Here is a 21853-nt window from a genome sequence, read left to right on the forward strand (position 1 = left end):
TGAGAAAAGGCGCCGCATGATCGAGATCCTGACCCCCGCCGACCTGGGCCGCGCCCGGGTCACCGGCGCCCTGGTCGCAGACATTCTATACACGATGAAGAGCCGCGCCACGGTCGGCACGAACCTCCTCGACATCGACCGCTGGACCAAGGAAATGATCGTCGAGGCCGGGGCGGAGTCCTGCTACGTCGACTACGAGCCGTCCTTCGGCCGCGGCCCGTTCGGCCACTACATCTGCACGGCCGTCAACGACGCCGTGCTGCACGGCAAGCCGCACGACTACACCCTCGCCGACGGCGACCTGCTGACGCTCGACCTGGCCGTGCTGAAGTCCGGAATCGCCGCCGACTCGGCCATCAGCTTCATCGTGGGCGACTCTCGCCCCGCCGAGAGCGTCGCCCTGATCGAGGTGACCGAGCGGGCCCTGAAGGCAGCCATCGCCGCCGCCGTCCCCGGAGCCCGCATCGGCGATCTCTCCCACACCATCGGCACGGTGCTGAGCGAGGCCGGCTACCCGATCAACGTCGAGTTCGGCGGCCACGGCATCGGCTCGACCATGCACCAGGACCCCCACGTCCCGAACAACGGCCGCCCCGGCCGCGGCTACAAGCTCCGCCCCGGCCTGCTCCTGGCCCTGGAGCCGTGGGTCATGGCCGACACCGACAAGCTCGTCACCGACGCCGACGGCTGGACCCTCCGCAGCAAGACCGGCGCCCGCACCGCCCACAGCGAGCACACGATCGCCATCACGCCCGGCGGAGCAGAGATCCTCACCCTGCCCTCCCAGTGAGACATTCCGACGAGGAACGGCCCCTACCCAGCACCTTCAGGGGCCGTTCCTGGCAATAGCCCACGCGACATGCGGACTATCGCAGGATCTTCGGCATGGACGTCAACTGGTGTGTCTGCTGGGCGTGGGAGGCGGCTCGCTGGTACTGATCCTCATGCGCGCGGTGCCCCGGAAGCACTAGCCACCCAGCGTCTGGTCCAGCTCGGGATCATCGGCACCCAGGACGGCCTGTTCGGAGCCGATTTTGCTGACATCGAGCAGCAATTCGACTTCGAGTCAGCCGCCGATCACCGCGCCTCACTCACTGCCGGACTGCCGATCTGGACAGCCGGCCATGACGACCACCCGGACAAGCCCGGCTGGGGCTGGCCCTCCACTGATCACAACTCTGGCTGTGCCCTGTTTTCGCGCCATTTGGCGGCAGGGCACAGCCAGAGCCTTACGTGACGCGGCTCGGCGGAGGGAGGCGGAGCGCGTCACATTGATGCCCGCACAGCACCCGGTCTCCGTCATCGCTTCACGGGTGTGGTGAGGGCGGTTCATGGGCGGGAAGTCGGCTCTTCCTCATCTTGCCGACTTCCCGCCGGCCCCTGGCATCGCCTGCCCGTGACGATGCATCCCGTGCGTCCCGCGGGGCGTCCGGCATCTGGTGCCGGGGGCGGGCGGTGACCTGCTGCGGATGCAGGAACAGGGGGCTTGCGCTCAGCGCCTGTCACAGCGGCCCGCGTGGAGGGGCGGACAGGCGCTGAGCTGTTGAGAGAGGGGCATGAGGGACGCGATTGGTGACACTTATCGTCGCTGCTCACCAAAATCATTTCTACGCCCCGTCATCGCCCGTATCTTTCTGCTACCAAACGTGACGGCTCTCAGGGCTTAAGTGCAACAGGGCCTTTAGCCCGGAAACACCGGCTCGTAGCATCGGGGACACGGGGCGTAGTACGGCGGGCAACAAGAACGGGGAAGGGTGAACGCAATGGCGCACGGACCCAGGGCAACGATCGCTCAACGGCAGGTCGCGAACCGGATTCGCATGTATCGACTGCGGGCGAAGAAGACGCAGGAAGAGGCGGCGATGGCCTTCGGATGCGCGGTCTGGAAGATCCGCCGCATGGAAGCGGGGAAGGTCGCCGCCACTGCTGGGGACGTACGCGAGTTGGCTGTCATCTACGGCCTGGACGCGAGAGAGACCGAGGCCCTCGTCGGATTGGCCAAGGGCGCGAAAGCCCGCGGTTTCACTTCAACTTTGGATTCCATGCCGCAGGGTCTGACGCTTCTGGTCGGCCTGGAAGCACAGGCTTCCACCATGAAGGACTACTCGGCGTCCTACGTCACCGGACTACTGCAGACCCCCGACTACATCCGCGCCATCATCCGGGCGGACCCCGACGTTCCCGAGGACTCGGTAGAACCCCTGGTGGACTTCCGACTGAGCAGACAACAGCTACTTGGTGCGGAAAACTCCTTGAAGGCGCAGTTTCTCGTTCACGAGGCGGCTCTGCGCACCCGCATCGGACCACCGCAACTGATGCAGGACCAGCTCAATCACCTGGTCGAGCTGAACGAATCAGAGGCGGTCACGATCCGCATCTGGCCCTTCGAGGCCGGGTTGCATCCACTCCTCGCGGCACCGTTCATCGTGATGGGGTTCGACGATCCGGCCGACCCAGATGTGGTCTACCTCGAAAACCACTTGGAGGCGAGATATCTGGAGATTCCCACACAGGTTCACAAGTTCGAGATGATGTTCACGGATGCCTTTGACCAGGCACAGCCGATCAAGGAGTTCAGACCATGACTGTCAACACCGACTGGTTCAAGGCAGCCAAGAGCGGATCACAGAACGGCTGCGTGGAAATGCGCGGCGACAACGGCCAGGTTCAGGTCCGTGACACCAAGGCGAAGGGGCGGGGGCCGATCCTGAACATCCCCCCGAGCGCGTTCGGAGCCTGGGTCGCCGGTGCCAAGGGCGGCGAGCTCGACCTCCTGATGGGCTGACCCTTCGGCGTGACGTGAACCCTGCCGCGGGCTACCCCGGTCATGCGTGGTGATCCAGGGGCGGCTCCGGGGCAGGAGCTGAGAGCAGCACAGTGCCACCGATGTGTACACCTGGTACCAGGCGTACCAGGTGTACACATCGCGAGTGTGTCGATCGCGCATCCGAGCACCAGCCGCCCCTCAAGAGGCAAAGTCTTGCCACGCATTTGCCACGACCGGTGAGCTTCAGCGGCCTTGGCAGCGACTCAGCAAGACTCCGGCCAGCAAACGCAGAAACGGCCCGCAACCAGCATTCCTGCTGGACACGGACCGTTTCTCACTGCCCAACCGGCGGAGAGCGAGGGATTCGAACCCCCGGACGGTTTAACCCGTCAGTGGTTTTCAAGACCGCACTGAGCGCCTGCTTGACTTGCACATTCTCTAGCTTTGCCCAGGTCCGCGATATGCCGACGACAGGTCCAAGCCCCACCGCCCAACACAGGCTTGGGAAGCGGCGAACGAACCTGGGGGTGAGCTGAGCCACGGGCTCAGTGGACTACCCCTGGGACACAAGTAGAACACAAGCCTCGGCTCCGCTTAGATCGGCAGGTCAGGAGAGTTCGGCCTGCCGATTGACTCTACTGAGCGGGGAGGCATTTAGCTCTCTTACCGTTTGATCATGGGTGAGGAGCCAATCACTTCGAGGCCGGACCCGTCACCGGGTGCCACTGCGCCGTACAACGTGATCCGCCTGTACGTCTCGTCCGCAGGTGTCTGAACAACCTGCAGACCTGAACGGGCGGGGGTTCCGAGGTTGATTAAGTGCCAGGATTCCTTGCAGCGAAACTTCGGTGCTGCACGGGGAAGTACTGCAGATACTTCCAATGCAGATCTCGGCGGAATAGCGGCCCTACTGGATCTCAAAGCATGGCAATGTATCCGGATTGAGGCGTTTAGGCAGCTGACAGAAGGCCCGTCCTTCGGTAAAGTACAGCCATGGCACTAGAACCGTCACGGAAAGTTACCGAAAACCCTATGATTGAACCTAGGGTCATTACGGAAAGCGAAGAACTGACGGTCAGTCGTATCAAATCGACGCATCCCTTGCACCGTCCTCGACTACTTACCGCGACCGAGCGTGAACGGTACAGAGTCATGGCATCGCGCAGTAGGGCACAGGCAAGTTTAGCGGCAGCTGGGCAGCTCAAGCAGCTCCATGAACCGAATACACCAAACTTTAGACCCGAGGCTCTAATGCCCCAGCTTCCCGCTAACGGTCTAAGAGCGCTTAGTCTGTACAGCGGCGGCGGTGGCTTGGACCTATCTTTCGAGAGGGCAGGGTACGAACACGTCGCTAGCTACGAGATTCTCGGACATGCAGCTGAGACACTGGCTCGCAACAGGCCGAACTGGAAAGTCTTTGGTTCAGAAGCAGGAGATGTGAAGGGTGTCGACTGGACGAGCTGGAAAGGCAAGGTGGATGTTTTACATGGGGGTCCGCCATGCCAGCCCTTCAGCAATGCCGGTAGACAGGAGGGACACTTAGACCCCCGGGATTGCTGGCCAGCAACTGCCGCAGCTATCAAGGCGGTGCAGCCAAATGCCTTCATAGCCGAGAATGTGCCTGCACTGGCTGGAACAAAGTTCTCAAGCTATGTGCAAGAAATCATTCTGACGCCACTGACCGCCGGCCGTCCACGCTATCATGTTCGTCAGTTTATCCTTGAAGCTAGGGACTTCGGCATACCGCAAGTGCGCCGGCGAGTTTTTTTTGTTGGATTCAAGACGAAGCGTGCGGCAGAGGCTTTCGAAGTCCCAGAACCTACCCACGCCTGGAACGAACCGACTTCGAACCTCCTACCCACAATGAGCCTTCGCGAAGCACTCGGCTTACCCAAAGACAATAGATACGTGGAAGGCTTGTCGCCAACCATTCGCAGCGGTCTCACCGGACCCCGCCATACTACGAGCGTAAACAATTCGGCGAGTTCGGCCCGCACGTGGGCAAGTATGGGCGTTTGGCCAAATGGAGTCGCTGTGGACCGGACTGCCGCAAGTGGATTTCCACCGGATTCAGGCGCTTTTCGCATGAGCGTCGCTGACGTGGCCCTCATCCAGGGTTTTCCCGAGTCGTGGACCTGGCCGCGAGCGGTGTATCAAGCCGTGGGACAGATTGGGAATGCGGTTCCGCCTCCGCTCGGGTGGAGGGTGGCAAGGGCGGTGGCAGCAGCACTGAAGGCCTGATTAGACGCTGACAAACCAGCCCTGCACGAGCGCAGGATTTCAGTGCTCGTGCAGGGGCATTGGTACAGCCTTTAATGAAGCACGAGCAGATGGCTCAAGGCCACGCCGTCAGTAGGGCCACTAAGCTTCACCAGCTTCTGTTTGTTCAGCCCTTCGTGCTTGTTCAGCTACGACTGGATCGACGGCTTCCTCCGCTGGCTGCTGTCCGCCTGCTATTATCTCGGCTCGACGTTCCAGATATTCCCGAACAGACAATCGCAATGTCGCCGCATGATCTCGCGTGATGGGCTCGAGACGCTCGGAAAGGTATTTCCCTGGAATGTGAGGGTTGTTGAGAGTTGCGCCACGCCGAATTACATACGAGCAGCGCTCTCGCAGGAGATCAACCATTCGATCTCTCGAATATCGCCCCTCTGGCAAATCTGCGTTTTGTTTATACTGAAATTTTGTCCATTGCTTTTTCATGATCCTTTCGGCGTCTTCCATGGCAAAGCTTTGTTTGTCGCCGAGGACCTCAACAACAACTTCACTACTGACCAGAGCTTCTGGCTGTTGAGCGAACAGGAGGTCAGTCTTGATGTAATTCTCTTTTTCTGCGAACCACGCAAGCATGTCCGCTGGTGATGCATAATAGCAGTGCTTTAGCGTTCGACCGTCCTTCTCGTAGAAGGCAAATAGCCAATGAAGCCGGCGCCATTTTGCCAAGTGCTCTGGACCCATATCGCGCACGGTCGATACAGAATTGCCCGTGCTTGACTTGAGCTCGAATTCAACTGGATAATCAAGCTCGTCCAACTCTAGAACGGCATCAAGGCCGCTCCGGGTTCGATCCGGAGGTACAGTCAGATTAAACATGAGCAGCATCTGCTGCTCTCTCTCGTCGTCCTGGGCGGCCATGGGTCAATAATGGCCTTGTGTAGCTGAAAATCAAGCGTGCATCGAGGTGCGGCGTCGACGCGGTCAGAGCTTGATCCAGAAGAGAATAATTCGGCAGTGCGCAGGCTTCGCTGGTGACGTTGTGCCGGGTGGCCCGTCGGGTCGGCGCCGTAGGTGCCGCATGCCCAGCGGGGCGTCCCGGCAGGGCTGAGGTCTACTGCTGGGCGTCGTAGCGCTGGCGCCAGGCTCGGCATCGGTCGAGATAGTTCGGCAACTGCTCGGCGCGGAAGGCCTCGACGTCCCACGGGGCGGGGGTGAGGCCGTGGTCTTGGGGGCTGGCGTAGATGTAGGCCGGTCCTGAGCTGGTGTCTACGCGGTTGAGGGCGTAGCCGGGGGCCTCGAACGCGTCGAGGGCATTCCATTCGGCAATGCTCAGGTCGGTGAAGAGTTGCCCGTCCGCGACACCGCCGGCCGACGTGATGATCGTCGGGTACGGCTGGTCAGGCAGGGCGATGACCTGCCATCCGTCGAGTGTGGCCGGAGTCCTGGTGGCGTCGCGGTCGATGAGGATGCGGACGACTTCAGGGAAGAGCAGGCTTCCGTAGACGAACAGCGGCGCCGGGTCCGCCGAGACGTGGACCGTCCGGCCAGAGGGCGTGGAGGTGTCTCGGGGTGAGGGGGCGCTGGTAGGCGTCACGGAGGGCCTGCTTCCGGGTGTCTGCGTCGGCGTGGTCGGCGAGGTTCACCCACCAGTCGATCCCGGCCGAGTAGGACCAGAGGTAGGAGCGCAGCAGGGGGTTGGCGCCTCGATCGGTGAGGATGTCACCGATCGCTGCACTGGTCCAGAACGGCACCCTTGCCCGTGCATGGTCGGCGCATTCGGCAACCGTGGCACCGGCATTGATCGCGGTATGCAGTTCTCCCCGCACGAGCTGTAGGTAGTGCGCCAGACGCACGCGGGCCACGACCTGAGCATCGTCGGGGGTCAGGAACAGCGGCATGGCCTGGGCCAGACCTTCGAGCATTACTTGATAGGGCCCGTTGACCGACAGCAGGCGCACCCACGGCACGTCCTGCGTGGCGCAGACCTGGGCGTAGGAGGCGAACTGGACCGCGTGCCCCAGCAGCTCGTGCATGGCGAACACGCGCACCTGAGCCTGGGTGAAGGTCGCGTTGCGGCGGTTGAACCGAAGCCTCACGTTGGGGCCGGCGCCATCCAGCCAGTATGCCCAGTATTCGTCCACGTCCGTGATCTCGACCCGCACCTCGTACGGGGCGCTCGTGTGGACCAGGTCCCGTAGGACGGTTTCCAGGGCTCGGGCGGTCGCGGGGATCTGCTCGACAGCATCGTCGCTGGTGACGGGCTGTTCCAGCTCGTTGAGCTGGTGGTCCAGATCTCGGCCCCACTGCACCCCGAGATCGCTGACGGCTTTGATGGCCTGGTCGCGGACCTCAAGGAGGTAGTCCTCATCCCATCCGCCGGCACCACAACCTTGGGTCTGGCGTAGGTAGTCACCCAGTGGCATCCGCTGCCCGAGCATTTCCCCGAGGTAGGCGCGATGGGAGGTCAGAACATCGGCAATGTCGCCGGCCTCGGTTCCCAGCGCATCGGCCTGGGCACTGAGGTCGGTGAACTGCTCGTAGACGTCAAGGCGTCCGGCGGCAGGGGTGACCAGCCGGTCGTTGGGTGCGCAGTCGTAGTCGATGACGGCCTCGCCGCCTCGGCCGCTCTCGTGGCCGTGCCAGGAACGGATGACCTGCTCGACGCGGTCGCGGAGTTCGGCAATCTCGCTTCGGTGCTCAGCCACGCGGGACATCCCATCGCAAGGTGATGGCCCGGTTGGGCCGCAGGTTCGTGCGGACCAGCTCCACGGCCACTCCACTGTCGTCGCGTCGCCAGGTCAGACTTTCGGTGGCGCTGATCTCGGAGCCGTCCGGGCGTTCCTCCAACGCCGAACAGCTCGACAACACGTTCACCCCGGCATGCCGCAGGCGCAACGTAAAGCGGTCGACCGGCCTGACAATCGACTGCCGCCAGTAATGGTCAGAGACAAATCGGCCCCCGGCGCAGCGGTAGGCAACGACGGCGGACTCTCCCGGCGGCAGAGCGGGCAGGAGCCGACACGCGAATCGAATCGTGGTCGCCGTCTCGTGCTTGCGCTCGATCATGATGTTGCGGGACTCGTCCTCGGGCGGCAGCGTCTCGAACTTCAGCGGTCCGTCGGTGTGTTCGAACCACAGTTCCCGGCTCATGCTCGTGAGCGGGGTGTCTGTGTCGTTGTACAGCTCGTGCCGGTAGGTCAAGGTCGACCAGCCGTCGGCGTCCACGTCGATGTCCAACGTCATGTTCCGGTCCCAGATATGACCAGAGGACGACGTGGTTGCCTGCGTCGGAACAGCTGGTGTTCGGGTCGTGGCCCTCTCTGCCAACCTTAAGCGAGACGCCGCCATGGCAGACAGGCACGAGTAAGCGATTTCTAACAGGAACGGGCCAACCGGCGAGAAGCCAGTTGGCCCGTTCCCATACTTCAGGTAGGTGCCGCCCGTTGATTCAGGAGACCTGGCGAGCTACCAATTGCTCCAACGCCACGTTTCCGATCCTCCGAGCAGGAGCCCAGAGGACTTCAACGACTACCTTGACGGTGAGACCACTGACAACACTCATAAGCGTCACCTTTCCTAACAGATTTGCGAACCGGCCAGCCTTGCGAGCACGAACAAGAAACAGGACCAAGCACGCGGCGACGAGAGTCAACAGCAGCGTCACCAAGGCATCCTTTCCGAAGTGTCCTGGATCCGAACCAGGACCGCCAGGAAACCTCAGCCAACGGACGTACCCAGGATATCCGCGAGCTCCAGCAAGGGACACAGCCGTTTGGGGGTCCAGCCGGTGACGGCTACGGCCCAGGCTCGTCAGAGCCCTCCGCGCCTCAGCTCGCACCTCTTCGAGGCAGGCCAGGAGATGCGAGCAATCGGTGCCCCAACGGTGCCCCAACCAGTGAGATTCAGCGGTCCGGACTGAGACCGAATGGGACTCCGACCTCCGGACAAGGAACGGCCCCTGCCAGGCATCGCGCCTGTTCAGGGGCCATTCTTACTGCTCACACGGCGGAGAGCGAGGGATTCGAACCCCCGGACGGTTTAACCCGTCAGTGGTTTTCAAGACCACCGCCATCGGCCACTCGGCCAGCTCTCCTCCACATCTTCCGGAAGCAAGATGCGCGCACCAGTCTGGCACAACCACCCGCCCGCGGACGATGGGGATTCAGCTCACGGCGGGGGCCTGTCGTGAGGGGAGGCCCAGCACCTGGCGGCGGCCGGGGTCCCAGGCCGCTGCCTCGACGGGGCGGCCGAAGAACCAGCCCTGGGCCGCCGGGCAGCCTGCCCTGGTCAGGGCCTCGGCGTCGGCCAGGTCCTCCACACCCTCGGCCACCACGCTCATGTTCAGGGCCTGGGCCAGCCAGAGCACGGCGCTGATGATGGAGGCCTTGTCCTGGTCGTGGGAGAGGCCGACGACGAAGCTGCAGTCGAGCTTCACGATGTCGGCGGGCACGCTCTGCAACCAGGTCAGGGACGAGTAGCCGGTGCCGAAGTCGTCCAGGGCCAGGCGCACGCCCAGGGCCTTGACGGCCAGGAGCCGGTCGCGCAGGTCGATGCCGCGCTCCAGCATCGAGGTCTCGGTGATCTCCAGGACGAGTCGGGAGGCGTCGGCCAGGCCGGACCGGGACAGGGCCTCGGTCAGCATCGGCACGAACTCCGGCTCGGCCAACTGCTTCGGGCTGACATTGACGGACATGTAGGGCACGGTGTCGCCCCAGGCCACGAGCTGGGCCAGGGCGGTTCTGAGCACGTGCTCGCCGAGCGGCACGATCATGCCCGTCTCCTCGGCCAGGGGGATGAAGACGCCGGGGGCGATCAGGTCGCCGCCGGTCCCCCGCAGCCGCACCAGGGCCTCGGCCCCGACCACCTGCTTGCTCTCCAGCGACACGATGGGCTGGAACCACACCGGCAGCTGGTCGATCGGATCTATTTCCAGGGCGGCCTGCAGCGCACGCTCGGCCGTGACCCGCCGCTCCGTAGCCTCGCACATGGCGTCGTCGAAGAGCTGCACGCGTGCCCGCCCCGACTGCTTGGCGGCGTACATGGCCATGTCGGCGCTCTGCAGGGTGGCCCCGGCGTCCGCCGCGTCCAGCGGCAGGCTCAGACCCACACTGGCCGTCACCGTGAGCTGCCGTTCGCCGGGAATGGCGAAGGGCTCCTCGAAGCATCCGGCCACGCTCATCGCCAGGTCTTCGGCGGCACGGGTGGATCCGACGGTCGCGACGGCGAACTCGTCACCGCCCAACCGGGCAACCACCGCCGTATCGGGCACCACTGCCCGCAACCGTGTGCCGATCGTCCTCAATACCTCGTCGCCGGCGCTGTGCCCGTAGGAGTCGTTGACGTGCTTGAACTTGTCGACGTCGATGTAGATCACCGAGACCTGACCGACGTACTCGGCCACAAGCGTCCCTAAGTCCGACTCGAAGGCGCGCCGCCCGAGCAGGCCGGTGAGGGCGTCCTCCCGGGCCTGTTTGCGCAGGATCTTCTCGTGCTGGTGCTTCTCCGTGACGTCGAGGTAGTGCGAGACGATGACCTGGAGCTTGCCGGCGCTGTCACGCAGAGCGCTGGCGTGCATCTCGACCTGCCGCAGCCCGCCCTCGGAGTCGCGGAAGGTGCGTTCCTCCCGCAGCACGTCGGTCTCACCGTTCAGGATGTCCCGGTGCAGACGGCTCTCGCGCCCGTCCGCCAGCTGAATCGGCAGGTCGGAGAGGCGGGATCGGGGTGGCAGCGGCCCGGCCATACCCGACCAGGAGACGAAGGCCGGGTTCACGCGCAGCACGATGCCGTCGGCCGCGAGCATGGTCATCGCGATCGGGGCTTCCTCGAAGGCCGCGGTGAACTGGGCCTCGGCCTGGCTGAGGTCGTCGAGCGCCCGGCGTTCCTCGGCCTCGGTGAGCCGCCAGGCCGCAACCTGCGCGGAGGCGGCGAGCAACACGGCAACGCTGTGCACGATCGCCCAGAACCAGGGGTGCTGCGTGCCGTAACCGTGCTCGTAGGTCATGTGCGGCATCCACGATCCGAGCACGGCGTGGTGCAGGAACGTGGCCAGCAGGAACGTCAGGAACGGCACCCAGTCGCGGTACAGAGCCAGCACGCCGACGGCGATGAAGAAGGAGAAGTGGGCCTCGGTGCGGCCGTCGTAGAGCATGACGAGCTCGGCGCAGACCGTGGTCAGGCCGATCGCGACGGCCGACGACGCGACCCGCTGGGACTTGATCTTTACGGCGCAGGCGATCATCGCGGCGATCACCAGCGAGGCGACGGCCCATTCGGCGTCGAGGCGGTGGCGCACGGCGGCGACCACCGTCAGACTCAGCCCGCAGACGACAGTGAGCCAGGTCAGCAACCGGTGCCGGTTCTGCCAGTCTTCGTGCCGCAGTCCGATCCCGGCCGGCAGGATCGCCCCGACCTGCCGGTATCCCCGTGCGATCAATGCTGGCACGAGTGTGTCTTCGACTCGTTTCCAGGGCGCCTGAGTGCGGTTCACTCGGTTGCCCAGGGCTTACGGACGAAGTGCTCCCCCTGGGTGGTCACCGTTCAGTCGTCGACGCGACGCCAGAACCAGCGTGTGGGTTTCGCCAGGTCGAGCGGCACCCGGCCGAGTGCTGTCGCCAGCACGTCGGAACATCGCGGACACAGCGGCGCTCCGTCGTCGGGACGGGGAAGGGTGTCACGGGTGCAGCCGACACAACGGATCGGCCGCACCCCCTTCCCCGGAACCACCATCGTGCCGGGCACAACCATCGGGGCGTCGTTCGCGAACATCTGAGTCATGACAGCTGTCTCCGTCACCCATCCCCTGAGTACCCGAGCCGGAGGGCGGCGCGGGCCGACAAACCAATGCGCTCAGTAATCGTATCGCTACGATATGCGATGTCGATATCTCACGCACCGGAGTGTGTGCTGTATCGGCAGACCGCCCGAACGGCTTGACCATGTCGATCAAGCGGCCTGCCGGGGTGGGTTGTTCAGAGGACTGGAGGGACTAGATCCAGATCGCGGGGTCTTCCATCCAGTGGTCACGCATGTCCGGCGCGGGCTGCTTGATCACACCGGGCACTCCGACCACCACTGCGTCGTCCGGAACATCGCGCACAACAACAGCATTGGCGCCGATCTGAGCATTCTTGCCGACCGTGATCGGCCCCAGGACACGGGCACCCGCACCCACGACCACCCCGTCGAGCAGGGTGGGGTGACGCTTGACCGGCTCGAGACTGCGCCCGCCCAGGGTGACATCCTGGTAGAGCATCACGTCGTTCCCGATCTCGGCCGTCTCCCCGATGACCACACCGGTGGCGTGATCGATGAAGAAACGGCGCCCGATGGTGGCACCGGGGTGGATTTCCACCCCGGTGACCGTCCGGGTCCACAGCGAGATCAGGCGCGCCGGTACCCGCCATCCGCGCAGCCACATCCGATGGGTGAGCCGGTGGCTCCAGATCGCCTGCAACCCGGGGTATCCCAGGATCAGCTCGACGTTGCTGTTCACCGCCGGGTCGCGAAGTTTCGCCGAGGCGAGGTCTTCACGAAGGGTGCCGTAGGCCCCCTTCACCTTGTTTCTCATCGTTTGCAGCTGGTGGCCCTTCAATGCAATCAGTCCACCAGGTCCTTGAAGAGGATGGTGGACAGGTAGCGCTCACCGAACGACGGGATGATGACGACGATGATCTTGCCGTCGAACTCCGGCCGGCGGGCCACCTCGTTGGCGGCCCAGAGGGCGGCGCCGGAGGAGATGCCGACCAGCAGGCCCTCTTCCTTGGCCGCGCGACGGGCCCACTCGACCGCGTCGTCGACCTCGGCGTCGAACACCTCGTCGTAGACCTTGGTGTCGAGGATCTCCGGGACGAAGTTGGCGCCGATGCCCTGGATCGGGTGCGGGCCGGGGGCCCCACCGTTCAGGATCGGCGAGAGCTTCGGCTCGACCGCGAAGATCTTGATGTCCGGGTTCTTCTCCTTCAGCACCTGGCCGACACCGGTGATGGTGCCGCCCGTGCCGATGCCCGCGACGACCGCCGCAACCTTGCCGTCGGTGTCGGCCCAGATCTCCTCGGCCGTGGTCTTACGGTGGATCGCCGGATTGGCCTCGTTGGCGAACTGACGGGCCAGCACGGCGCCGCGCTCGGCGCCGATCTCCTCGGCCTTCGCCACCGCACCCTTCATGCCCTCGCTGCCCGGGGTGAGCACGAGCTCGGCACCGTAGGCACGCAGCAGCGCGCGGCGCTCCTTGCTCATGGTCTCCGGCATGGTCAGCACGACCTTGTAACCGCGGGCGGCACCCACGAAGGCCAGGGCGATACCGGTGTTACCACTGGTCGCCTCGACGATGGTGCCACCGGGCTTGAGCTGGCCCGAGGCCTCGGCGGCGTCGATGATCGCCACGCCGATACGGTCCTTGACACTGTTGGCCGGGTTGTAGAACTCCAGCTTGGCCGCCACGATGGCGCCGGCGCCTTCGGTGAGACGGTTGATGCGGACGAGCGGAGTATTTCCGACCAGCTGGGTCGCGTCGTCATAGATCGGCATTGCTGCAGGTCACCCCTCTGAGAACATTCTTTGGCGAAACGGTCGAGAAACAGATTGTTCAGGTGCGGGCACGGGTCGGACAACCCTTTGTCTCACCCCTCGGGTCCTTGAGTCTCATCCCTCCAGGAACGAGAACCGAACCTTCCGGGTCGAGTTGTCCCCGTTGCTGTCGACGAGCACCAGGCTCTGCCAGGTACCGAGCGTGGGTTCGCCGGACAGCACCGGAACGCTGATCGACGGGCTGATGAAGGCGGGCAGCACGTGGTCGCGGCCGTGGCCGAGACTCCCGTGCCGGTGCCGGTAGATGTCTTCTTGCGGCAGCAGCCGGTCGATGGCACCCGCCAGGTCCGGCTCGCTGCCGGAACCCGTCTCCATCAGCGCGACACCCGCGGTGGCGTGCGGGACGAACACGTTGACCAGCCCGTCTCCCCGTCCGGCGCAGAATCTCGCCAGCTCCCCGGTCAGATCGGTCACCAGCCGATCGCCGGAGCGGACTGTGATCTCGGTGCTCTCCATAGGGTGAACCCTAAGCCTGTCTTGCATGCCCCCCAAGTGGGGCCTTGATCTGATCTATCCGCGAAGCCAGACGGTGGTCTCGCCGGGCAGCTGGTCGCCGTCGAGCGGACCGCTTGCCACCAGCACCTCCCCGGCAGGCAGCGGCACCGCCGCGGTGCCGAAGTTGGTCACCACCTGCCAGCCGTCGGGACGGCGGAAATGGAGGACGTCGATGTCACCCTCCAGCCACTCGAGCGTTTCCGCTCCCTGGAGTTCGCGGCGCAGCCGCAGAGCCGTGCGGTAGAGATTGAGCACCGAGTCCGGATCGGTGTCCTCCTTCTCCACGGAGAAATCACCGAACCAGTCGGGCTGCGGCAGGTGGGCCCCGCCGGCGCCGAAGCCGAACGACTGCCCATTCCCCACACTGCGCGAGGTGTTCCAGGGCAGCGGCACGCGGCAGCCGTCGCGGCCCTTCAGGGTGTGGCCGGTGCGCAGCCAGATCGGATCGGCCAGCTCGTCGCGGGGAATGTCCGCCACCTCGCGCAGGCCCAGCTCCTCACCCTGGTAGAGGTACATCGAGCCGGGAAGACCCAGGAGCAGAAGTGTGGACGCGGTGGCGCGCCGGCGCCCGGTCTCGTCGTCGGGTGCGGGGTCGAGTCCGTCGGCCAGGAGCCAGTCGGCCAGACCTTCCTGCCCGATCCCGTTCGGCAGCCCGTAACGACTGCGATGACGTACCACGTCGTGGTTGGACAGCACCCAGGTCGACGAGGCTCCGGTGTGGGCGGACTCGGCCAGGTTGTCGGTGATGCTCTTGCGGAAACCGGCGGCGTCCCAGTCTTCCCGCAGCAGGTCGAAGTTGAACGCCTGACCGAGTTCGGTGGGCCGGGCGTAGAGCGCGCGGCGGGCGGTCGGCACCCAGGCCTCGGCCACGGCGGCCCGCGGCGGGTCGTACTCGTTGAAGACCTCGCGCCATTCCTCGAAGATCGTGTGCACCTCGTCGCGGTCGAACAGCGGAGAGCTGCCGTCGATCGGGAGGTCGAGCTCGGGGATGCTCGGCATGCTGCGCAGCGGCTCGGTCAGGTCTTTCGCCAGGCCGTGCGCCACGTCGACGCGGAACCCGTCCACGCCGCGGTCCGACCAGAAACGCAGCGTCTTGCGGAAGTCGTCGCGCACCTCCGGGTTGCTCCAGTCGAAGTCCGGCTGCTCCGGGGCGAACAGGTGCAGGTACCACTGCCCGTCCGGCACCCGGGTCCAGGCGCTACCACCGAAGTGCGAGACCCAGTCCGAGGGCGGCTCGTCGCCGTTGGGGCCCAGGCCGTCGCGGAAGATGTAGCGGTCACGCGCCGCCGATCCGCGCTCCGCTGCCAGGGCCTCCTGGAACCAGACGTGGCGGTCGGACGAGTGATTCGGCACGATGTCGGCGATCAGCCGGATGCCGACGGCGTGCAGGCCGGCGCTGAGCTCGTCGAAATCGGCCAGCGTGCCGAGCTTCGGGTCCACGTCGCGATAGTCGTCCACGTCGTACCCGCCGTCGGCCAGGGCCGAGGGGTAGAACGGGCTGAGCCAGACCGCGTCGACGTTCAGCGACTTCAGGTACGGGATCTTCGCGGTGATCCCGGCGATGTTGCCGATGCCGTCGCCGTCACTGTCGGCGAAACTGCGCGGATAGATCTGGTAGACGACGGCCTGACGCCACCAGTCGGCTTCCGGGTGGGGGGTGCGCGCGATCTCAGCCACGGTGCGGATCCATTCTGCCGTGAGGTGTTTCCGTTCTTGGGCCTTCACCCTCGCACGCCGGGCCGGTCGTTGTCCGCCCGGCCCGGCGCACGTGGTCAGCCCTTCACACCACCGGCGGTCAGACCGCTGACGATGCGACGCTGGAAGACCAGCACGACGATGACCAGCGGAATGGTGACGATCACACCGGCGGCCATGGTCTGGGTGTACGGGACGATGTGCGGCCCGGCGGTGAAGTTCGCGATCGCCACGGTGGACGGCTCGACGCTCTTCACCCCGTTGGACAGCACGCTGGAGAGCAGGAACTCGTTCCACGAGGCCAGGAACACCAGGATCGCCGTGGTGAACATGGCCGGCGCGGCCAGCGGGAGGATCACCTTCCGGAAAGCCTGGATCGGCGTACAGCCGTCCACCCGGGCGGCCTCCTCCAGCTCCCACGGCATGTCCGCGAAGAAACTGGTGAGGGTGTACACCGCCAGCGGGATCGAGAACGAGATCTGGGGCAGGATCAGGCCCTGATAGGTACCCAGCCAGCCCCAGTCGCTGAAGAGCTGGAAGATCGGCGTCAGGATCGCCACACCGGGGAACATCGAGGCGCCCAGGATGGCCGCGAGCACGATCGACTTACCCCGGAACACCAGGCGGGACAGTGCGTATCCGGCGAACACCCCGATCAGCATCGACAGCACGGTGACCGCGGTGCCGATGATCAGGCTGTTGATCAGCGACCGCCCGAACGAGTTGATCGAGGTGTCGAAGGCGTACCGGAAGTTGTCCAGCGTGACGTGCGTGGGCCAGGGCGTGTTGTCGAAGGTGTAGTCGCTGTCCCGCAGGGCCAGGACGAGCATCCAGTAGAACGGCGCCAGGCACCAGAACGCGATCAGGACGATCGCGGCCAGGTTTCCGGCCTGCCCCCAGTTGAAACCCTGCTTGTAGGGCCGGATCGGCCGATCAGCAGTGTTGCCGACCGGGACCCCCACCGATGTCGCGGTCATCGTGTGCCCCTCTCGACGATGTTGGCGTTGAAGAGGCGCACGAGGCCGAGGGCTATCGCGAAGATAATGATGAAGGTGATGGTCGATAGCGCCGACGCCGAATTCAGCCCGCTGTTGAGCTGTCTCACGACAAGGATCGACATCGTGGTGGTTCCGTTCGCTCCTTGGGTCAGGATCCACGGCAGGTCGTACATGCGCAGCACGTCGAGGCTGCGGAAGATGACCGCGACCGCCAGGGCCGGCTTGACCAGCGGGAGCGTGATGCGCCAGAACCGCTGCCAGGCGTTCGCCCCGTCGACCTTGGCCGACTCGTAGATCTCGTTGCTGATGCCCTGCAGCCCGGCCAGGATGAGGAGCGCGATGAACGGGGTGGTCTTCCAGACATCAGCGATGACGATGGCCGCCCGGGCCGGTCCGGACTCCGACGTCCAGGCGAAATCCGTTCCCAGGACGTTGTTCAGCACACCCTGGGGGTCGAAGATGACGATCCAGAGCTTGGCGATGACCGCAGTCGGGATGGCCCACGGAATCAGGATCGCGACCCGGACCAGGGCCCGGCCCTTGAAGGCGCGGTGCATCATCAGCGCGAAGCACATGCCGATGATGGTCTCGAGCAGCACTGTCACGACAGTGAATCCGATGGTGATACCGACCGAGCTCCAGAACTGCGCCCCGAGGTTGCCCGTGGGGCAGCTCTCGGTGACGCCGCCGGCCCCCGGGCACTGCTGGAGCAGCCAGTGCTTGTAGTTGGCGAGGCCGTTCCAGGAGTTGCCCTCGTTGAAGAACCCGCTGGAGTCGAGACCAGGATCGGTCAGGAACGACTGGTAGATGGCTTTGATGATCGGGTACCCGACGATCACGGTCAGCATGATCAGGGTCGGGGCCAGGAGGAGGAAGGCCAGGCGGCTCTCCCCCGTGTGAATGGTCTTGTCCCGCTTCCGGCGACGCCTCTTACCGCTGGTGTCTGCCGCGTTCTCCGCGATCGGCTCGGAGGTGATGCTCATGGCTGCTCCTGAGCTACTGGTGTCCAAGGGCTGATGCGAGCAGACCGGGCGGCCTGGGTGAGGCCGCCCGGTCTGACCTGATCACAGCGGTCCGAAGGGGCCACCAGCCCCGGAACATGGCACCTGCCGCCGTGATCTTCAGAGACTCACGTTCAGCCTCCGGCTGCCGCCGAGTTGATCGCAGCTGCCATGTTCTTCAGAGCCTCCGCAGTGGTGGTGTCACCCTGCATCGCGGCGTAGGCGTTGGTCTGGATGGCCTGCGTGACTGCCGGGTAGAACGGCGTGACCGGGCGGGGGACCGCGGACTCGATGCTCTTGAGCAGGTCAGGCAGGTAGGTGAACTTCTTGACCAGCGCCTCGTCGGTGTACAGCGACGACAGAACGGGGGCCAGCGTGCCCACCGTCAGGTCGTTGCGCTGGACCTCTTCGGACTGCATGAACTTCAGGAACTCCAGGGCACTGCCCTTGGTGTCCGAGTACTGGCTGATCGCGACGCTGTGCCCACCCAGGCTGGACGCGCCGTGGCCGTCCGGACCGGGAAGCGGTGCGATGCCGTACTTGTCGGCGACCTTCGAGCTGTCACCACTGAGGATGGCAGCCGCGTAGGGCCAGTTACGCATGAACATCAGCTGGCCGGCGGAGAAGGCGTTGAGGCTCTCGGTCTCCTTGAAACCGAGGGCCTCCTTCGGGATGTAGCCATCCTTGAAGCCGTTCACCAGGAAGTCGAGACCCGTCGTGGCCTGGGCACTGTCGACGGTCGAGCTCTTGCCGTCCTCACTCACGATGGTGCCGCCGGTGGCGTTGATCGCCTCCGCCGCGTTCACCGTGAGGCCCTCGTACTTCGCCAGCTGACCGGCGTAGCAGCCGGGCTTGGAGCCCTTGATGGTGCCCTTCGTGGTCTTCCCGTCGCAGTCGGCGATCAGCTCGTCCCACGTGGTGGGGGCCTTCTTCACCAGGTCCTTGCGGTAGTAGAGAAGCCCACCGTCGGACGCGTACGGAGCCGCGTACTGGGTGCCGTTGTACGTGGCCGCGTCGACCGTGGCCGGGAGCAGTGCGGCCTGGTCGATCGCGTAGTCGTCCTTCAGCGGGACGAGCCACCCCTTGGCCGCGAACTCGGCCGTCCACACCACGTCGACCGTGACGACGTCGTAGTTCGCGTCCTTCGACTGGAAGTGCTGCTGAAGGTCGGAAAGCTGCTGGTCGGCGGAGTCCGACTGCTGCTTGATCGTCACCTTCTCGTCGGGGTGGGCCTTGTTCCACTCATCGGCGATGTACGGCATCGTGCCGCTGTTGTCCTTGCCGGTGACGAACGTGAAGGGGCCCTTGCCGGACGCGCCTCCCGAGTCGGAGCCACCGTCGCTACTGCCGCCACCGCAAGCAGTCAATACCAAAGCTGTACCTAAAAGACCTGCCAGGGCTGCGGCGCCTTTGCCTCGCATGACCTGTGTCCTTTCCGTCGGGACCGGACCGTCGATTCGATTCGACTATTTCAGGGAAGTTAAGACCTCCCCGATTCACCTGTCAACGCCGGTGAACGCGAGGCGATCAACCCGTTATACGTGAACGCTCACATAACTCGAGGTGATCATCGCAGGTTTCGGCGTCGTCGAATCTCTTTCCTACCTGTCTGATGCCGTCTGATGATCGGCATCCCGCACCGGGGCACATGAGCCCCGAAGATTCAGTTCCCCCCTGAAGAGCAATTGCCGGGCCGGAGCCACGTCGCCGTCGAGGCGGCGCAGCAGCATGTCCACTGCCGCCCGGCCGATCTCGGCCGCTGACGGCCCGGCGGTCGTCATCGGTGGCGTGATCAGTTCGGCGACATGCGCGGGCATGTCCAGACACATCATGGACAGATCATCGGGAATTCGCCTCCCGAAGTCTGCAGATGCCCGGATCAGTCCGGAAACGGCCTGCTCATTGGCTACAATAATTGCGGTGATCTTGGGCGAGGAATGCAGCAGCCAGGCAAAAGCATTCCTGCCGCCCTCGGTCGAGCACTCGGCCTCCACCTGGACCAGGTCGACATTCATGCCCGCATCGGCCCGTTTCACCGCCTGCAGAATTGCATTCTGAACGGGATTCCGGACGCTCGGCCCCCCGACGAATCCCAGGCGCCGGTGCCCCAGCCCGAGCAGATGCTCCACAGCCGCCTCGGCCGTCTGCTCGGCATCCGCGTCGACGAAGTCGAGGCCGGCCGGGTCGGCGTTGCGGCCGATCATCGTGAACGGCACCCCGGCGTCCACCAGCACCTGGATCCGGGGATCCTCCGGGCGCACCTCCATCAGCAGCGCACCGTCCACGAGCCCCTGCCCGGCGAACTGCGTCAGGTCGTCGACAGCCTCCACGTCGGCCGTCCAGAGCATCAGGTGATACCCGCAGCGCTGGGCGTGATCCGCTGCCCCGAGGATGTATTCGAGCGAGCTGGGCTGTGGCGAACCGGGACGGGCCGGGAGTAGCAGCGAGATGATGTGACTGCGCTTGCTCTTCAGGCCCCGGGCGAAAGCGTTCGGCGTGTACTCCAGGTCCAGCATCGCCTGCTCGATGCGCCGACGGGTGGTGAGCGAGATCGGGCGGGTACCGGACAGGGCGTACGACACGGTACTGACCGACACGCCGGCCCGGCGCGCGACGTCCGCCATCGTTGCCACAGCGCACCTCATCCATGAAAGGCGTCGACACTGACTGACCTTCTCGCTCAGGGATGTTAGGGCGCTATCCCGGAGACCGGAAGGCATCGGGGCGCCGGGCCTCGATCTCCGAGAGCATGCCGCGAAGCCGCGCGAGCGCCCTCGGACGGCTCGTCGGGGCCGTCGGCTGCAACAGGGCCGGTGGCACGTCGATCAGCACGCCGCTCTTCAGCACCACCCGAATGGACTCCGAACCCCGGATGCCCGAAGCAATTTCGACGCGCTCGATCTCGGGCCAGCCGGCCCAGCGTTCGCGCAGCAGGTAGCGCACGGCCACGCCCTCGTCGTCGACCTCGAGGTACATCCGCAGGCAGCCCACAGCCACGAGAAAGAGCCCGGCCGCGACGGCGCCAAGAATGCCCCGGGTCGTCGGTGAGACGTCGAGGTAGAGCGCGACGAAGGCCACGACGCAGACAGCCAGCAGTAACAGCGCCGGGAGCTGCACCGGTATGCGCCGGAGCAGCGGCGGCACCTGCGAGTGACGGTCATCGGCGGTGTCGACCACGGCCCCACCATACGTGCATATCGACACCGATCATCAAGCAGAACCGGATACAACACCGAAACCCTTACTGATCAGGGTTGTTCGAGTGACGCGGCTGAGGCACGCCCGGCTCCTGCCCGTTCCGGGCCGCCCGGCGCCCCTTCTCGGCGCCGCTGCGCAACCCCGACAGCATCGATCGCACCTGCGTGGCCCGCTGCTGGGCGGCCTCCATCGGTGCGGTGGCGGTGAGGCTCGAGCGACTGGCGCTGACCATCGACACCGGCCCGGTCACCGCATGGCGAGGCACGGGCCGCTCGAACTGATCGCTCTGCCCCTCCTGACCCACCTGACCCGTCCGATCGTCCTGACCCGCCTGATCTCCCTGACCCGTCCGGTCGTCCTGGCCCGCCTGATCTTCCTGAGTCGGGTGAGTCACCTGAGACTCCTGAGGCGATTGACCTGCCTGAGGCGACTGACCTGAATGGGGCGACTGACCTGAATGGGGCGACTGACCGCCCTGAGGCGATGGGCCTGTCTGATCGGCCGAGCCCGACGGGACCTCGCCCGCGCGAACTGCACCCGGGTCGCCAGCCGGCACCGACTGCTCCTCAAAGCCCGGCCCTTCCTCGGCAGCCGAGGTCTGCAAGGGGATCAGAGGCGGCATCTTCGGCCCGGACACCTGGAAATCCGGGTCGTCGAGCGCCGAGTACGACGAGCCGACCGTCTGCGATCCAGCCCCCGGCGATCCAGCCCCCTGCAAGCCAGCCCCCTGCAAGCCGATCCCCTGCAAGCCGATCCCCTGCGGCCCAGTCTCTTGCGAGCCGATGGGCTCCGGACCGGTTCCGTGCGGACCGGCTCCGAGCGGACCGGCTCCGAGCGAACCAGTCCCGAGCGAACCAGTCCCGAGCGAACCAGTCCCGAGCGAACCAGTCCCG

The 21853-nt window shown here is 65.1% G+C and carries 20 protein-coding genes and 2 tRNA genes; 4 read left to right on the forward strand and 18 right to left on the reverse strand.

Translation table 11 applies throughout. The features are described from left to right. Positions 1-16 precede the first annotated feature (16 nt). The 3 genes from map to LR393_RS25990 all read left to right on the forward strand — a co-directional run bounded on the left by map (position 17) and on the right by LR393_RS25990 (position 2785). On the forward strand, positions 17-790 hold the full coding sequence (gene map / locus LR393_RS25980; protein WP_231487337.1) for a type I methionyl aminopeptidase: 774 nt from the start codon (positions 17-19) through the stop codon (positions 788-790). 973 nt (positions 791-1763) lie between these two features. Continuing rightward, a complete protein-coding gene (locus LR393_RS25985) occupies positions 1764-2585 on the forward strand; it encodes a helix-turn-helix domain-containing protein (protein WP_231487338.1) in 822 nt (273 codons plus the stop codon). Next, positions 2582-2785, forward strand: coding sequence for a DUF397 domain-containing protein (locus LR393_RS25990; RefSeq protein ID WP_231487339.1), 204 nt, complete (start codon positions 2582-2584; stop codon positions 2783-2785). The genes LR393_RS25985 and LR393_RS25990 overlap by 4 nt, the downstream gene beginning before the upstream one ends. 331 nt (positions 2786-3116) lie before the next feature. Here LR393_RS25990 and LR393_RS25995 read toward each other — a convergent pair. Next, positions 3117-3216, reverse strand: a tRNA-Ser gene (locus tag LR393_RS25995). Positions 3217-4018: 802 nt separating this feature from the next. Between LR393_RS25995 and LR393_RS37185 the strand changes: the two genes are divergently transcribed. Beyond that, positions 4019-5008, forward strand: a complete 990-nt coding sequence (locus LR393_RS37185; protein ID WP_407937355.1) for a DNA cytosine methyltransferase — start codon at positions 4019-4021, stop codon at positions 5006-5008. Positions 5009-5128: 120 nt separating this feature from the next. Here the strand turns inward: LR393_RS37185 and LR393_RS26000 are convergent, their stop codons facing one another. The 17 genes from LR393_RS26000 to LR393_RS26080 all read right to left on the reverse strand — a co-directional run bounded on the left by LR393_RS26000 (position 5129) and on the right by LR393_RS26080 (position 21354). Next, entirely contained in the window at positions 5129-5905 is a 777-nt protein-coding gene (locus LR393_RS26000) for a PDDEXK family nuclease (protein WP_231487340.1), read from the reverse strand. Between the two features lie 193 nt (positions 5906-6098). Beyond that, a complete protein-coding gene (locus LR393_RS26005) occupies positions 6099-6581 on the reverse strand; it encodes a gamma-glutamylcyclotransferase family protein (protein WP_231487341.1) in 483 nt (160 codons plus the stop codon). Then, positions 6466-7692: a flavohemoglobin expression-modulating QEGLA motif protein gene (locus tag LR393_RS26010; RefSeq protein ID WP_231487342.1), complete on the reverse strand. Its 1227-nt coding sequence runs from the start codon at positions 7690-7692 to the stop codon at positions 6466-6468. The genes LR393_RS26005 and LR393_RS26010 overlap by 116 nt, the downstream gene beginning before the upstream one ends. After that, positions 7685-8230: a hypothetical protein gene (locus tag LR393_RS26015; protein ID WP_231487343.1), complete on the reverse strand. Its 546-nt coding sequence runs from the start codon at positions 8228-8230 to the stop codon at positions 7685-7687. The genes LR393_RS26010 and LR393_RS26015 overlap by 8 nt, the downstream gene beginning before the upstream one ends. A 763-nt stretch (positions 8231-8993) precedes the next feature. Then, positions 8994-9080, reverse strand: a tRNA-Ser gene (locus tag LR393_RS26020). A gap of 69 nt (positions 9081-9149) precedes the next feature. After that, positions 9150-11429 (reverse strand): putative bifunctional diguanylate cyclase/phosphodiesterase, encoded by a 2280-nt coding sequence (locus LR393_RS26025; protein WP_231487344.1) that lies wholly within the window; start codon positions 11427-11429, stop codon positions 9150-9152. Between the two features lie 95 nt (positions 11430-11524). Continuing rightward, positions 11525-11761 (reverse strand): hypothetical protein, encoded by a 237-nt coding sequence (locus tag LR393_RS26030; protein ID WP_231487345.1) that lies wholly within the window; start codon positions 11759-11761, stop codon positions 11525-11527. A gap of 211 nt (positions 11762-11972) precedes the next feature. Then, the gene (cysE, locus tag LR393_RS26035; RefSeq protein WP_231487346.1) at positions 11973-12554 is read right to left on the reverse strand and encodes a serine O-acetyltransferase; all 582 of its coding nucleotides are present in this window, start codon (positions 12552-12554) and stop codon (positions 11973-11975) included. A gap of 29 nt (positions 12555-12583) precedes the next feature. After that, the gene (cysK, locus tag LR393_RS26040) at positions 12584-13513 is read right to left on the reverse strand and encodes a cysteine synthase A (protein ID WP_231487347.1); all 930 of its coding nucleotides are present in this window, start codon (positions 13511-13513) and stop codon (positions 12584-12586) included. Between the two features lie 114 nt (positions 13514-13627). Continuing rightward, positions 13628-14029: a YjbQ family protein gene (locus LR393_RS26045; RefSeq protein WP_231487348.1), complete on the reverse strand. Its 402-nt coding sequence runs from the start codon at positions 14027-14029 to the stop codon at positions 13628-13630. A gap of 54 nt (positions 14030-14083) precedes the next feature. Then, positions 14084-15745 carry a glycoside hydrolase family 13 protein gene (locus LR393_RS26050; protein WP_231487349.1) on the reverse strand — a complete coding sequence of 554 codons (1662 nt, stop codon included), beginning with the start codon at positions 15743-15745 and terminating at the stop codon, positions 14084-14086. Positions 15746-15840: 95 nt separating this feature from the next. Next, positions 15841-16740 carry a carbohydrate ABC transporter permease gene (locus LR393_RS26055; RefSeq protein ID WP_231487350.1) on the reverse strand — a complete coding sequence of 300 codons (900 nt, stop codon included), beginning with the start codon at positions 16738-16740 and terminating at the stop codon, positions 15841-15843. Next, entirely contained in the window at positions 16737-17744 is a 1008-nt protein-coding gene (locus LR393_RS26060) for a carbohydrate ABC transporter permease (RefSeq protein ID WP_231487351.1), read from the reverse strand. Before LR393_RS26060 ends, LR393_RS26055 begins: the two co-directional genes overlap by 4 nt. 152 nt (positions 17745-17896) lie before the next feature. Further along, the gene (locus LR393_RS26065; RefSeq protein WP_345718682.1) at positions 17897-19183 is read right to left on the reverse strand and encodes an ABC transporter substrate-binding protein; all 1287 of its coding nucleotides are present in this window, start codon (positions 19181-19183) and stop codon (positions 17897-17899) included. A gap of 180 nt (positions 19184-19363) precedes the next feature. Further along, the gene (locus LR393_RS26070; protein WP_331282987.1) at positions 19364-20482 is read right to left on the reverse strand and encodes a LacI family DNA-binding transcriptional regulator; all 1119 of its coding nucleotides are present in this window, start codon (positions 20480-20482) and stop codon (positions 19364-19366) included. Then, positions 20460-20939, reverse strand: coding sequence for a PH domain-containing protein (locus LR393_RS36675; RefSeq protein WP_231487354.1), 480 nt, complete (start codon positions 20937-20939; stop codon positions 20460-20462). Before LR393_RS36675 ends, LR393_RS26070 begins: the two co-directional genes overlap by 23 nt. A 64-nt stretch (positions 20940-21003) precedes the next feature. After that, on the reverse strand, positions 21004-21354 hold the full coding sequence (locus LR393_RS26080; RefSeq protein WP_231487355.1) for a hypothetical protein: 351 nt from the start codon (positions 21352-21354) through the stop codon (positions 21004-21006). Positions 21355-21853: the final 499 nt, after the last annotated feature.

Origin of the sequence: Kineosporia mesophila, assembly GCF_021129235.1 — a bacterium.
GTDB lineage: Bacteria > Actinomycetota > Actinomycetes > Actinomycetales > Kineosporiaceae > Kineosporia > Kineosporia mesophila.